We start from the raw sequence: 13,368 nt of genomic DNA, 5'->3' as shown, positions 1-13,368 counted from the left end.
GGGTATGCACTCACCAGTCCGACAACCAAGAGATATTGTGTTTTCTGTTCCACAAGCCGATTAAAACAGCCACAGTCACATAACTGGACGTATTCAACACAAAAAAGAGCAGTAAACCCGTAAGTTACTGCTCTCCTCAGTCTATCCACCGTTCATTTGTTTTACAATGTATTCAGCATCATTTCCTACACCTTGAAGCAGCGCTGAACCTCGCCTATGCTGCCAAGGCAAACCAATAAAGTACAATCCCTCCGCAGCTGAAACACCCCGGTGATGTATAATTCGGCCTTCCTTATCCAAAACACCTTCTATTTTTATCCACCAAAGCGGATTCTTAAAACCAGTTGCCCAAATAACATTGTTTACTTCTATTGAAGATGAGTCTTTAAAAATGATTTCATTCTGCTTTCCGGCTATGACTCTTTGTTTTAAGATGATCTTCTTCTGTCTTATTGCATGTTTTAATTCATACCCAAATATGGGGTCGCCTTTCTTTTGAATGAACTTGCCTAATATTGATGTATGACTTGCATGTAAAACTCCTAATTTATCAAACCACCAAAAAATGCTTCTTTTTCCAATCCATAAAGGAAAATAAACCGGTTTATTACTGCAAGCCAAATATGTAACTCTTTCTTTGGATAATTCAACAGCTATCTGAGCCCCGCTATTCCCGCCGCCGACTACCAGTACATTCCCAGGCTCCAGTTGTTTTGAATGTTTATATTGTGAAGAATGTAATTGACGAATATGACCGGCTACATCCTTTGATATTGATGGGATGTTAGGGGTATGAAAAGGGCCTGCGGCCATCACAAGATTCTTCGTTTGATATTCTTCCCGGTTTGTTTTTATTAAGAAATAGTTGTTTAATTTTTGGACACTTATTACTTCTGTCCGTAATTGGATCGGGATTTCAAACCTTTCAACATATTTTTTCAGATAAGCAGCAATTTCATTTTTTGAAGGGAGTCCATGCTTGTCTCCTTCAAGCTGCATTCCCGGCAAAGAGCTGTACATTCGAGAAGTAAATAAGACCAATGAGTCATACCGGTTTTTCCAGCTTTCCCCCACTTCATGACTTTTATCCAAAATGATAAACTTTTGTTCCGACTTCTTTAGATAATATCCTACTGAGATTCCTGCCTGACCGGCTCCGATTACTATCGTGTCGTACATATGAAGCCCCCCTCCGGTTTTATCTTAATTGTCAGCAGACAAAGTGAGTCCCTATCTCCTCCTTTAATGATGATGATGGTCACGCGGATTCTCAGTTTGGGCCTGACAAAGAATCGTATTGTCGTGATTATGCGCAGCTGTTTCCATTTGAATGGTTACATGTGTAATGCCTTTATCTCCAAGTTCATGTTCAATTTTGCGTAAAATACTTTCACTTTCAGAAATGGTCAGTTGATCGTTAACAACAGCGTGGCAGGAAAGAGCATTCAATCCGCTTGTAATAGACCATATGTGCAAATCATGAATGCTTTGAATTCCTTCTGTCTCTTCAATTGTATGAATGATGTCAGTGACATTGATATTTTCCGGAGTTCCTTCCATTAATACGTGAATGGAGTCTTTCGTCACATGGTAACCGCTTTTCAGAACAAGAATAGCCACAATGACACTGGCCGCTGGATCTGCCCAGCTCCACCCGAAGAAGATGATAAGGATCGCAGCCAGTATGGCACCTACAGATCCGAGCATGTCACTTATCACATGTAAGTAAGCTCCTCTAATGTTCAGGTTATTCTTTGTATCTCCGCCGTTCAGCATAATCCAAGCGACCAATATATTCACAGCTAACCCGATGATACTAATCGTCAGCATGCCGGTTGTTGCTACCTCCGGCGGATGAGAGAAACGTTTGATTGCTTCATAAATGATATAAAGGGAAATCAATATTAATGCAACACCGTTGATCACAGCTGCAAGAATCTCAAATCGTTTGTAGCCGAATGTCTTATGATGACTTGCCTTTTTTTCGGCCAATTTAAAAGCAATCAGAGCAACCATTAAAGAGATTGAATCACTCAGCATATGGCCTGCATCTGACAAAAGCGCTAAACTATTGGTTAAAAATCCGCCTATCGCTTCTATTATCATATAACCTGTAATCATGATAAAAGAGATCAATAAAACCTTCTTATTGGATCCGCCAGCGTGATTGTGATTGTGACCCATAAAAATCTCCTCCTTATCTAATACACTGTATTTATTATTTCTTTTCTGCTATGAAGCATTCTAACACGGACACAAAAATAACCTTATATGATTATGTGCTCATATACGAATATATAGGTTCTTTACTGAAATGTCAAAATATTTTCAATGAAAATGTTTCTTATCATTAGCTTAGCTTGGGAGGTTGCATTGCTATGAAGCCGCGGATTACAGTAATTACTTTAGGCGCAGACAATTTAGAAAAATCGCTGCACTTCTATCGGGATGGCTTGGGTCTGCCTACAGAAGGAACAGCCGGTACAGATTTGAACGACTTGCAAACGGGGCTGAAACTTGCCCTTTGGGACCGCAAAAACATCGCACATGAATCAAACGTTACGATAACTGATCCCGCTCATGATACTTTTTGTGGCGGATACGCCGTTCACTTCCAAGACCCCGATGGACACTTATGGGAAATCGTTTGGAATCCGCACTGGGATGCAAGTGAATAACCAAATTTTATAGCAACAATAAAAACACACCTGAATGTTCTGGTGTGTTTTTTAATTTGTTTCCCACAACGATCAACCTATTTATACGATGGCGGGATGCTTTGCGGAAAACGGAATACATTTTCGGGATCGTATTTCGCCTTTATTCTTTGAAGCCTGGCAAAGTTTGAGCCATAATATGCTTTTCCGAAGTTCTCGATATTTTGATCCGGAACATTCACATATGAACCTGTTACATATGGTTTCATCAGCTGACGCACTCTTTCAACTGATGCAAGATTCGAAGCTTCTTGTGATTTATTTTCCCAACTGGCCGTCCATTCCGTATAAAATAATGGACGGCGCCAATAGAAGGCTGTTTCACTGCTTGGAACTCTGCTTATCGCGCCGCCCCAATTGATAAAAAAGAAGTTGGTTTCTGTCCCAGTCGCTTTTTCTAAAAATTGTCTCATTACTGCAATAGGTTCTTCCGGCCAAAGATTGAGCGCCCACGCCGAGGAGAATTTAACACTCTGATCAGATCTGCCGGGAATCGGTTCGTCAGGATCTAAGAAATCTATACAATCCGGATAGTATAGTGTTTTGATTACTGTTTGTGCCGGCGTTCCGGCATTTAATAAAGGTTTTAATAATTGAATCAGCTCCGGTTTTGAACCGAGGAACAACCCTTCCGCATGGCACAAACCATTTACTTTGCTGTAAATCTCAAGGTAGCATCCCAATCGTTCGTCTGTAAACGGCGCCCATTTTTGCCACGCTTTAAATACCGTTTCTAACTGTTCCCACGGCCAAATGATATTAAAGACGGTTGCGGTTTTAGGGGCACGGTGAACTTTGAATGTATATTGGGTGTTATATCCGAAATTGCCTCCCCCGCCGCCTCTGGAAGCCCACAGTAAATCTTCATTGCGGGAATGATTTGCTTGAATGATCCTGCCTTTGGCATCTACCATTTTCAGTGCGAGAAGGTTATCACTTATCAGGCCGATCGATCGTGAAAGCACTCCAAATCCGCCTCCCATCGTGATTCCTCCGATTCCGACGGTTGGACTGTCTCCGAACGGGGCCATAAAACCTTCCCGAGCTAAACCTTTTACAAGCGGGCCGACGTGAATGCCGGTTTGAACGGTTGCTACCGCGTTTTTTTCATCTAAGAAAACTTTATTCATGTCACTCACATCAATAACAATCCCATCACTTACCGTGGAAAGATTTTTATCCAGAGCATGGCGGCCGCTTCTGACACGTAAAGGCACATTCTTCTCACGAGCCCATTTAATAGCATTACTTACATCGTATGAATTTTGTGCAAAAACAAAGACAAGCGGACAGACATCAACATAAGGGTTCCAATTCTTAACCGCCTGTGTATAGCCGGGGTCCCCTTTGAAGATGACACGTCCCGTTAACTGTGCTGATCCCATCTATTTCACTCCCAATAAGCATTTGATTCCGATACCAGTATATGCAGGAATTGGACAAATTCTTAGACAGATGTTCTGCAAACTTAAAAATAGATACATATACGCGAAGATGATATAAAAACAAAAAAAAGACAAGAGCGGCAACCTGCCGAAACTCTTGTCTCTCCTGCCTTTTTATCATGATAGGCACTTACATTTATCGGCGTGATATCCCGACCTGACTATGGAAGTCCATAGAACATTATGTTTGCCCTGCCATGGGTGGTTCTGCTGAGACACCGGCTGAGCAATCTTTCTGTTTGATCCCCCGACAAGAATCTTTTTCTTTATCGTTTTTGCACCCCTGTACGGATAAAATCAATACACATTGAATCTTATCTTTTACATGATGAAAAGCTCTTATTTTTTCTTCTTGTGCTTACGTTTGCAATCATGTTTTTTCTCTTTCTTATGACGTTTTTTACATTTCGCTTTGGCTGCTAATTTTGCCGCTTCTACCTTTGCTTCTGCTGCTGCTTTTGCTGCTTCTGCCGCTCTGGCTCTTGCTTCTTCCGCCCTTGCTATGGCTTCTTCCGCTCTGGCTCTCGCTTCTGCTTCTCTTGCCGCTTCCGCTCTTGCTGCGTCGTCCGCCATATCAAAATCATGACCAAGGTCACAGGCTTCATTGTATGGCTTTTTCTTCGGAACGTACTGTTGATCTTCACCTTCGTTATAATACATTACGCCACTCCTTCTCTCATTTTTTAATCTCTACATACTATGTAAAGAAAGAACTGCAGCTTGGACTGGTATTTTGATGAACCGGCACATTTTTAGGGCAATTTTCATTTATCATTGCAACAGATTCTGGATGCTTGATGAAACTTGAATGATTTTGACGATTATCATAAACAGCTTAAAAAGGGAGACTACGAAAAAACCAAGGGGTTAAACCCTTGGTTTTTTTGTGAAAATGATAAAAAGGATGCTGCACGCTGCAGCACCCTTTTTATTGAACGATTGGAAAGTGTTTTTTGGCTTTTAGTTTGCTTGCTGTGTTTGTTTTACTGGTTCTTTGCTAAAAAGTCCGACAATGTTCCACAAGATAATAGCAGCAGCTATGATTACACGAGCCGTACTGACTTCTTGATTAGTAAACAATTTATAGCCATATATTGATCCCAATGCTGCTATGCAAAAAATATTGAACCATTTACTCCAACGCAATTAGAAAACTCCTTAAAAAAAAGATTACATTTCCAAACAATGTATTATAATATTAACAAATTTTTAAATATTTAACCTTAAATTATTCTTAATTGGTTTTCCTGATCATTGTCTCTAATGTCATTCGGTCTTTCGGAGTTTTGATCGTTTTTTGTTACAGGCTAGACCCAGACATCATTTTCAGCTGTTTGATCAGTTATTTCCTGCCCGGTATTCACAACACCTTTAGGTTCTACAAGCAAAATGTTACACTCTGATTCTGCATAAGGTTTATGTTCAACATTTTTCGGAATGACAAACATTTCACCTTCATTTAATTTTACTTCTCCATCACGAAATTCAATGATTAAATTACCCTTAATAACAATAAAGACTTCATCTGTTTCGTCATGCTTATGCCAAACAAAATCCCCTTGTACTTTAACAAGTTTAAATTGATAATCATTCATTTCAGCGATTACTTTTGGAGACCATTGATCTTGGAACGCAGCTAATTTCTCTTGGAAATTAATCGGTTTATATTCCATTCTTTCCCCTTCCCGTGTAAAACTCAATCATTTTACTAGTCCCAAATTAAAGGCCTGTCAACCTCAGCAGTTCTGAGGTAGTCTAAAAGCTGACCCGTATGTACAGACTCATGGTAAGCGATTCTTAATAACATGTCTCCCAGTTCGCGAATATATCCAACATCAGACCTGTCAATCTTTATATTTGTTAAATCTGTTTCGTTTAACGATTTGATGAATGACAAAAACTCGGCCCGATACGGTTTTGCGAATTCTAATTCTTCGGTTACTGTGGTAAACGTTTTTGATTCATACGGGTTTTCGGATTCCTCTGAAGACTCATTCATTTGTTTTAGTAAAATGTGATGATAAAGAAATTCCGCTTCTAATACATGTCTTATCATTTCCTTGCACGACATTGCTTCGGAATCCGGGCGCCAGTCCATTTTTTCCTCAGGTACAGCTGTCCATAACTTGATGCTTCGCCGTCTTACCTCTTCAAAATGTAAAACAATAAGGTCAATTGTATTCAAGTATTTTCCCCCTTTTATTTTTAAATAATAATTCTCCTTCTTCACGGAAAAAACCTCTTCAAATAAAAAACATATTCTTTCCCGACTCGCTGGATTGATAATCAAACCATTTTTAAGATAAGAAGATATTCATTCATCCATACAATAGACTCTGGCTGAACATATACTGAATGATAGTTTGCATCAGAAAGGAGAAATCAGCTTTGGCAAAATATCGGATCATGACCTTTGACGGGGGCGGTACATTAGGTGCTTTAAGTTTACAACTATTGAACAGACTGGCTGAAGAAAATCCGGCATTAATAAGCCGAACCCATGTATTTGCGGGAAATTCAATCGGTTCATTTACTGCCCTGGCATTAGCAAGCGGAAGATCTCCGAAGGAAACACTTCAGTATTTTGAGGATGAAATCCTGCCCGCATTCAGCACTTCCCGGCCGGGTGGACCTGTTTTCAATCAGCAATTACCATATTCCGGTTTTATTAAAGCGGTACGAAACTTTTTCCCGCCAGGCCTTCGTCTTAAAGATGTAAGAAAACGAATTGTTGTCCCTTCATTCAAATTATACTCCCCGGCACTGGATCGTTGGACGCCCGTATTATTTCACAACTTTCCCGGCTCTCCCTATTTAAATGAGAAAGTGAGTGATGTCATACTGCGGAGCAGCGGTGCTCCCGCGACACAGCGCGCCTATCAAAACTACGTGGACGGATATGTAGTGGCAACGAACCCCAGTACAGCCAGTATCGCGTTTGCGGTTGGTAAAGCCAACGTGCCATTGGATCAAATTGCGGCGCTATCCATCGGTACAGGTGAAGCCCCGACTCGGTTAAGAAGAGATACGAGGGGATGGGGAATGGTAAGTGCGGATAACATACGTCCCGAAAATCTGAAGAACCTTCCTCCAAATTGGGGAGTCCTTTTGGACAGGTCGCCTAATGAACCTTTACTGCCATTTCTTCAGATGATCTCCGGCGGAAATGGCTACTATGAATCCATGGTCAGCGCGAATCTGCTGGGAGATCGCTTTTTCCGGTTAGATCCGCGGATTCCTAACTTCTCCAAAACAGACCCTTCCGTGGTTCCCGCTGTCATTGAAATTGCGAACAAAACCAACTTACAGCCTGCGAATACATTTATAGAGAAAAACTGGAACGACAGCGCTAAATAAGCAAGAAGTTTACATCATCATACAATGAACAAAAAATACCAAGGGACTCAAACCCTTGGTATTTTTAATGCGGCTGAGAGGATTTGGACCTTCATGGGTTATTCACACGCTGGGATACTGTTTCATTTGAAGCTGAATCGGTCGGTTTTTGCTCTTTTTTTATTTTCACCGTTTCAGGCAGTAAGAAAGTAAATATTGCCGCTCCCAACAAAATAATAATTGAGAAATAAAAAGAAAGATCATAGTTACCCATTTCACTATAGAGAAAACCCGGTACATAAGCTCCCAGCGCTGATCCTATCTGATGGCTCAGGAATAACCAGCCTAAAATAAAACCAACTGAATATTGTTTAAAATATTGCGTGGCTAACATTTGAGTAGGGGCTACAGTTGCAAAATCAACTAGTCCAAACAGGGTGGCAAAAATAAGTAATATGACCGGATGATGACTATATAACAGGATACAAATTGATAATGCGCGTATGGCATATAAAAGAATAAGCATCTTTTTACTGCTCCAACGGTCTGCCGCAATTCCTGAAATGATTATCCCCAATATATTAAATCCCGCCAATACACTAACTGCGGCACTGGTTACACTTGTTGAAAATCCATGGTCATGAGAAAAAGGGATAAGGTGAGTATCCATCAGCCCTGTAGTTGTAAAACCGCATATAGCAAAAGGTAATATTAAAAACCAGAATTGTTTCTTGCAAAACACAGCCCAAACAGAAAAGCGGGCCGTATGCTGTTCACTTTCAACTCCTGCTTTCATAAAACCGCCCATAGGAGATAACCCCATCTCGCCGGGATGATTCCGTAAAAATAACAGTATGACAGGAAACACAATAACCATTAAAAGCAGACCCAAAATCACTACAGTTAACTTCCAGTTAAACCATTGAATCAAAATGAGAGAGCCGGGAACAAGAAGCATCTGACCCGCGCCAAACCCTGCCTCCATAATTCCAAAAGCAAGTCCGCGTTTTTCATTAAACCAATTTGTAACAACAACTGTTGCGGCTACATTGGATGCCCCTCCGACACCGACGGAGATAACAATTCCGTAAAGGATAAATAATTGCCATGGATGATTTACAAAAGAAGTCAATATAAAGCTGATCCCGACTACGAAAGTGCTGACTGACAAAATCATTCGGGGACCTAATTTATCAACCAGCCTCCCTATTATGGGCTGAGATATGCCATATATGATAAAACTCAGAGTGGAAATAAGTGAGATTGTTCCTCTATTCATAGAAAAATCTTTTTCCCATGGTTCAACAAAAGCTCCAAATGAAAGACGCGCGCCTTGAACTGCTAAAAAGGTAAAAAAAGTGACAAACACAATGATCCATGCATAGTGATATTTTATTCGCATCCTATCCCCCCTCACTTTATAATTCCAAATCCCAGCGCTCTTCTATTAAATTTGATCCCCATAAAGGTTTTTCTTCATGAATTTCTGTAATTTCGAATCCATTCTTTTTATACAATGGCCGGGCTGTTGACATGTCTCTTACCGTCCAAAGAAATATACGCTCGTATCCATTTTCTTTACAATATTGAACAAGTGCCTTAATCAGACGGCTGCCGACACCTTTTCTTTGAAATGACGGATCGACTAAGAACCACCTTAACTGACCTGTTTTTTCATCGTCATTCACTAAGCCGATACAACCCGCAAATTGATTCCCGCTTTCTGCCACCCATATTTTTTCAATATCCGCTTTAAACGTATCGTGAAGATAGGATAAAAATGTTTCATCCCAGCCATGGGATTCGGCATAAAATAATCGCTGTTTCTCAATTATGTTTTTGACATCCTCTGAAGTATAATAGTCTCTTATTGAAATCGGAGATTCTTTATCATAAAAAGAATGCTGCAAAATGTTTTGAATGATTTCCATTGAATGTACAAGTTTTTCTTGTTCCTCTTTGTCTATGCGTTCAAGGATATATTCAACTTGCTGATTGGCTTTTTTCTCCAGGCTTTTATAAATACTTTTCCCTGACTCGGTGACATAAAGGAAATGGTTGCGTCCGTCTTCTCTGCATTTTTGCTTGTATATGAAGCCTTCTTCTTCAAATTTTCTGATAATTCTGCTTACATATCCTCTGTCCAGGTCTAACCTTTCTTGAATGATTTTTGCTGTACAATCGGGCGTATTATAAATTTCGTATAAAATCCTGGTTTCCGTTAAAGAGAATGGACTGTCATAAATATGTTCATTTAGAAAACCCAAAACATCTGTATAAAATCTATTAAATTGTCTGAATGCCAAAACACGTTTTGTTTCCAAATTGATGAACCTCCTCCAAAAGATTGACTTAAGCAACTTTTTCCATCGTAATCGAAACAGTTGCTTGAGTCAACTATTAATTTTCATCCTCTTTCAATTTGATGATTTTCTTACCGTAAAAAAACACATTGAAAATAAACGACACTGTTACATCGGAAAACAGTTACGTACCGGGATACATTCTTTTGACGTTAATATGGACATACAAAAAGTCGCTTCCCATACGTAAAGAAAGCGACTTTTTAGATTTGATTTTCAAGTTCCTTTTACAAATTTTGAAAAGACCATTGACTATTCAGTTGTACTGTATTAAGTTTAACTATATAGTAGAACTGAATAGAGGATGAGGATATGAAACATAAATTATTACCGCTGTCTGAAACCATGCATTATATTTTATTAGCTCTGCGTGAGCCGCTTCATGGCTATGCCGCCATGCAGAAGATCGAAAAGATGAGTAACGGAACTGTTATTTTAGCGGCCGGCACATTATACGGCGCGATTGAAAACTTGAATAAGCATGGCTGGATTGAGCCTGTTGGAGAATCAGGCCGGAGAAAAGTCTATAAGATAACTGCGGAAGGAAGCGCCATTTTGAAGATGGAACAAAACAGGTTACTGCATATTTTATCCCTGCACGAAGGAAGTGAATCGAATGAAGAAATTTAAGATGTTTTTTGATATTGAAAAAGAGGAGCAATGGCTGAACGAGCAATTACAAAAAGGCTATCGCTGTACAAATATCAGCGGATTAGGAATATACACTTTCGAAAAAACCGACAAAAAATATGTGATGAGACTGGATTATCAAGATTATTTATCAAAGAAAAAATTTAAAGATTACAGAGAGATCTATGAAGACTTCGGCTGGAGTTATATAAATGGCCCTTGGGGGCTTGGAACTCGATATTGGCAAAAAGAAGATGATGATCAAAATGAAATCTTCTCGGATCGCCAGTCAAAGAGTAATTATTATAAAAGACTAATGAGTTTTTCATCTTGTTTTGGGTTACTGTGCTTGTTTTATTGTAATATGATTTACACGAATTCAGGTTTGTATTTAGCTGAAGGTCTGTGGAGTATGGAAGGCGCAATGTTTTGGAAAGCATTTTTATTTGAAACTCCATTTGCCCTTTTGAGATCGCTTCCCGCCCTTATGGCTGTTCTATTTGGCTGCAGCTTCTATAAAGCGTATCGAAAGTATTCAAGGTTAAAAGAACAATAACGCGGGGAAGTTCCATTCAAAGAAGTAATTGAGGATCATGTATCTGCCGAAGCCGGGCGCTTTAAAGGAAAAAAGCGCCCTGAATTTGCTGATAAATCAGATGACTTATTTTGTTAATGATACATACTTATTTACAATGGCTTGAGCGAGACAGGCTGATGAATCAACAAAGGTAAGCCTGCTTCTTTTTTGATCCGTAACCATATTTAAATCCGTACATGCAATGATAACCGTATCAGCCTTTTCTGCTAAGTTATGGTGTAATTCATCATATAATGTACCAGCCTCATCGATTTGACCTTGTTTAATCTTTTCTATTATTTGATTGACATAGATTTGCCAACTATCTTGATGTAAAAAATCATAACCTTCTCTGTTTAAGGCTTCTTGAAATATTCCGGATTGAACCGTAGGAACGGTGGCTAAAAGAGCCGCTTTTTTTGAGCCTTTAGGTATTTTTTTTATGGTTTCATCAATCATGTTTAGTAAAGGGACTGAAATCGATTTTTTTATTTGATTAAAATAGAGATGTGCGGTGTTACATGGGATGGCAATAAAATCAACACCCGTTTTTTCAAGCTTTACAGCACCCTTAATAATTGCCTTTTCCATGTCCGTATGATTGAGAGGTTTATTCATGTAGAAAGGTGTCGGACAGGAATAAATCATCATATGAGGAAAATCCATGTCATGTATTGCTCCATATATTTTTTGGCACTCGTCTACTACTTTATCTACAAATGGCCCAGTAGATTTTGGTCCCATGCCTGCCAGTATTCCAATCATAATTGTCCTCCTCTGTAAAAATGTGTACGAATACGATCATGATGAGTTATTCTTGTGTTTCTCATCTGAATCTGCACTCATTTCTTTTCTGGCTTTCTTCTCCTATTTTATCATTTCATTAATCGAATTATCATATCTAATTCCGCCGCACGCAGAAGAATGGCAGATACACTAAGGTTATGAAAGCTTGTTTTCATTACTATGTTTTCATGAATGATGGTTAAAAATCGGTGATTAAATTGTGCCCATATAGATTAGTAAACGTGTCATTGATGTCAAGTCATGAACTCCTAATGGATATTTAATAACTCATTTTCAACGAAAAACTGATCTCTGTTAATTAGTCGAGATTCCAAGATATACCCCGACCAATTGGCCTTTCCTTTTTTAGGAATCCCGCAGGTTCCCTCTTGTTTTGATGTTGTTTTTTTTAAAAAAGTTATTGACACAAATAAACGATCATGTTATTATTAAAAATTTGATATCTCACTCCATATATGGTAACCTTAAGTTAAGTTCCCATATATGGAGGTGGATTATATATGTTTCAAATTGGCGATAACATTGTTTATCCAATGCACGGAGCAGGTACAATTGAAGCCATAGAAGAAAAACAATTCTTAGAGGAAAAACAACAGTATTATGTCATAAGAATGTCAATCAGTAATATGACAGTTATGATTCCAACGCGTAAAATATCGAGTTCAAATATACGGCCAGTTACTGATATACGTGCATTAAAACACATTATACACATTTTTCAGCATGGAGAATCAGATAGGTTACTGCCGTGGAAACAAAGGTATATAGTAAACACGAACAAAATAAAAACGGGTGAAATACAAGAAGGTGCTGAAGTTGTACGTGATTTAATGCGAATGAAGAAAGAAAAAGCACTTAATTCAAGCGAAAAAAAAATGTTGGATAATGCATATGAATTTTTGATTAGTGAACTGGAAGTCATTAAAGGAATCACTGAAAAACAAATAAAAAGTTTCTGTTAAGGTTAACGATAGATATTTTTTCAGAATATTACGATTAGACGTTCAACTTCTTCAACTTACTTTTTAAACATTAACCGCTTTTATTACTCCTCAATCTAATCTGTTTTATTTTTTCTTCAACGAACACTTGAATTCTCGATGAAATAGTCACTTGATTTTTGTAATCCTGATTCACACTGGCACGGACAAGGAGCCGTAAGGATGGAAGAGAGGCAGGGCTTTCATTGTTTTAGGTCTAAGTGATTATTTCCGGAAGAAAAAACAACCACTCCCCTCTTTATCTTTAAGAATTCCTTACATCTCTTGCGACAGTGAATAGCAGTTGTTTATCTTCTTTTCATAAAAGAGATATGCGAATCGTAACAAAGAATAACATACAGTTATCTTGAGAACATAAAAACAAATCATTTATATATTCCACATATCGTCAATCCGGTATGTTATACTGTAAACAATCCTTTGAGGTTTTAAACCTTTTTCTTACCTTGTAGCATCTGTCCCTACTCGAACGTTGAGTAGGGTTTTTTATTC

Annotated in this window: 15 protein-coding genes; 5 read left to right on the top strand and 10 right to left on the bottom strand. The window is 38.7% G+C overall.

Annotation, left to right across the window (positions count from 1 at the left end):
* Positions 1–141 precede the first annotated feature (141 nt).
* Both VP472_RS02705 and VP472_RS02700 read right to left on the bottom strand, forming a co-directional pair.
* Positions 142–1,179 carry a flavin-containing monooxygenase gene (locus tag VP472_RS02705; RefSeq protein WP_146276180.1) on the bottom strand — a complete coding sequence of 346 codons (1,038 nt, stop codon included), beginning with the start codon at positions 1,177–1,179 and terminating at the stop codon, positions 142–144.
* Positions 1,180–1,242: 63 nt separating this feature from the next.
* Positions 1,243–2,184, bottom strand: coding sequence for a cation diffusion facilitator family transporter (locus VP472_RS02700; RefSeq protein ID WP_146276178.1), 942 nt, complete (start codon positions 2,182–2,184; stop codon positions 1,243–1,245).
* A gap of 194 nt (positions 2,185–2,378) precedes the next feature.
* On the opposite strand from VP472_RS02700, the gene VP472_RS02695 reads away from it, so the two are divergent.
* The gene (locus VP472_RS02695) at positions 2,379–2,678 is read left to right on the top strand and encodes a VOC family protein (protein ID WP_077721849.1); all 300 of its coding nucleotides are present in this window, start codon (positions 2,379–2,381) and stop codon (positions 2,676–2,678) included.
* Between the two features lie 77 nt (positions 2,679–2,755).
* Here VP472_RS02695 and VP472_RS02690 read toward each other — a convergent pair whose 3' ends face one another.
* From VP472_RS02690 to VP472_RS02670, 5 genes are all read right to left on the bottom strand, one after another.
* Positions 2,756–4,102, bottom strand: a complete 1,347-nt coding sequence (locus VP472_RS02690; protein ID WP_070081415.1) for an FAD-binding oxidoreductase — start codon at positions 4,100–4,102, stop codon at positions 2,756–2,758.
* Between the two features lie 399 nt (positions 4,103–4,501).
* Positions 4,502–4,822: a hypothetical protein gene (locus VP472_RS02685; RefSeq protein WP_070081414.1), complete on the bottom strand. Its 321-nt coding sequence runs from the start codon at positions 4,820–4,822 to the stop codon at positions 4,502–4,504.
* Between the two features lie 300 nt (positions 4,823–5,122).
* Positions 5,123–5,308 (bottom strand): hypothetical protein, encoded by a 186-nt coding sequence (locus VP472_RS02680; protein ID WP_015388652.1) that lies wholly within the window; start codon positions 5,306–5,308, stop codon positions 5,123–5,125.
* A 161-nt stretch (positions 5,309–5,469) separates the two neighbouring features.
* Positions 5,470–5,835 carry a cupin domain-containing protein gene (locus tag VP472_RS02675; RefSeq protein WP_044802983.1) on the bottom strand — a complete coding sequence of 122 codons (366 nt, stop codon included), beginning with the start codon at positions 5,833–5,835 and terminating at the stop codon, positions 5,470–5,472.
* Between the two features lie 35 nt (positions 5,836–5,870).
* Positions 5,871–6,347, bottom strand: coding sequence for a DinB family protein (locus VP472_RS02670; RefSeq protein WP_070082684.1), 477 nt, complete (start codon positions 6,345–6,347; stop codon positions 5,871–5,873).
* 203 nt (positions 6,348–6,550) lie between these two features.
* Between VP472_RS02670 and cotR the strand changes: the two genes are divergently transcribed.
* Positions 6,551–7,519: a sporulation hydrolase CotR gene (gene cotR, locus VP472_RS02665; protein WP_003156127.1), complete on the top strand. Its 969-nt coding sequence runs from the start codon at positions 6,551–6,553 to the stop codon at positions 7,517–7,519.
* Positions 7,520–7,610: 91 nt separating this feature from the next.
* Here the strand turns inward: cotR and VP472_RS02660 are convergent, their stop codons facing one another.
* Together VP472_RS02660 and VP472_RS02655 are read right to left on the bottom strand one after the other, a co-directional pair.
* Positions 7,611–8,900, bottom strand: a complete 1,290-nt coding sequence (locus VP472_RS02660) for an MFS transporter (RefSeq protein WP_146276168.1) — start codon at positions 8,898–8,900, stop codon at positions 7,611–7,613.
* Positions 8,901–8,916: 16 nt separating this feature from the next.
* The gene (locus VP472_RS02655) at positions 8,917–9,822 is read right to left on the bottom strand and encodes a bifunctional helix-turn-helix transcriptional regulator/GNAT family N-acetyltransferase (protein ID WP_102422365.1); all 906 of its coding nucleotides are present in this window, start codon (positions 9,820–9,822) and stop codon (positions 8,917–8,919) included.
* 351 nt (positions 9,823–10,173) lie between these two features.
* On the opposite strand from VP472_RS02655, the gene VP472_RS02650 reads away from it, so the two are divergent.
* On the top strand, positions 10,174–10,491 hold the full coding sequence (locus tag VP472_RS02650) for a PadR family transcriptional regulator (RefSeq protein WP_014304415.1): 318 nt from the start codon (positions 10,174–10,176) through the stop codon (positions 10,489–10,491).
* Positions 10,478–11,047, top strand: coding sequence for a DUF2812 domain-containing protein (locus VP472_RS02645; protein WP_146276166.1), 570 nt, complete (start codon positions 10,478–10,480; stop codon positions 11,045–11,047). The genes VP472_RS02650 and VP472_RS02645 overlap by 14 nt, the downstream gene beginning before the upstream one ends.
* A gap of 105 nt (positions 11,048–11,152) precedes the next feature.
* On the opposite strand, the gene VP472_RS02640 is transcribed toward VP472_RS02645, so the two are convergent.
* Positions 11,153–11,833 carry an aspartate/glutamate racemase family protein gene (locus VP472_RS02640; RefSeq protein WP_146276164.1) on the bottom strand — a complete coding sequence of 227 codons (681 nt, stop codon included), beginning with the start codon at positions 11,831–11,833 and terminating at the stop codon, positions 11,153–11,155.
* Positions 11,834–12,375: 542 nt separating this feature from the next.
* On the opposite strand from VP472_RS02640, the gene VP472_RS02635 reads away from it, so the two are divergent.
* Complete coding sequence (locus VP472_RS02635; protein WP_060563139.1) at positions 12,376–12,837, top strand: CarD family transcriptional regulator; 462 nt, start codon at positions 12,376–12,378, stop codon at positions 12,835–12,837.
* The last annotated feature ends 531 nt before the right edge of the window (positions 12,838–13,368 follow it).

The sequence above is a fragment of the Bacillus sp. MT(2024) genome (genome assembly GCF_036362845.1).
Taxonomy (GTDB): Bacteria; Bacillota; Bacilli; order Bacillales; family Bacillaceae; genus Bacillus; species Bacillus velezensis.
Note: the sequence above shows the minus strand (reverse complement) of the source record. Positions and strands in the feature narration are given on the sequence as shown.

Coding starts and splice junctions, on each gene's coding strand:
- VP472_RS02705 (WP_146276180.1), bottom strand. CDS start 1,179: ATGTACGACACGATAGTAATCGGAGCCGGTCAGGCAGGAATCTCAGTA.
- VP472_RS02700 (WP_146276178.1), bottom strand. CDS start 2,184: ATGGGTCACAATCACAATCACGCTGGCGGATCCAATAAGAAGGTTTTA.
- VP472_RS02695 (WP_077721849.1), top strand. CDS start 2,379: ATGAAGCCGCGGATTACAGTAATTACTTTAGGCGCAGACAATTTAGAA.
- VP472_RS02690 (WP_070081415.1), bottom strand. CDS start 4,102: ATGGGATCAGCACAGTTAACGGGACGTGTCATCTTCAAAGGGGACCCC.
- VP472_RS02685 (WP_070081414.1), bottom strand. CDS start 4,822: ATGTATTATAACGAAGGTGAAGATCAACAGTACGTTCCGAAGAAAAAG.
- VP472_RS02675 (WP_044802983.1), bottom strand. CDS start 5,835: ATGGAATATAAACCGATTAATTTCCAAGAGAAATTAGCTGCGTTCCAA.
- VP472_RS02660 (WP_146276168.1), bottom strand. CDS start 8,900: ATGCGAATAAAATATCACTATGCATGGATCATTGTGTTTGTCACTTTT.
- VP472_RS02650 (WP_014304415.1), top strand. CDS start 10,174: ATGAAACATAAATTATTACCGCTGTCTGAAACCATGCATTATATTTTA.
- VP472_RS02645 (WP_146276166.1), top strand. CDS start 10,478: ATGAAGAAATTTAAGATGTTTTTTGATATTGAAAAAGAGGAGCAATGG.
- VP472_RS02640 (WP_146276164.1), bottom strand. CDS start 11,833: ATGATTGGAATACTGGCAGGCATGGGACCAAAATCTACTGGGCCATTT.
- VP472_RS02635 (WP_060563139.1), top strand. CDS start 12,376: ATGTTTCAAATTGGCGATAACATTGTTTATCCAATGCACGGAGCAGGT.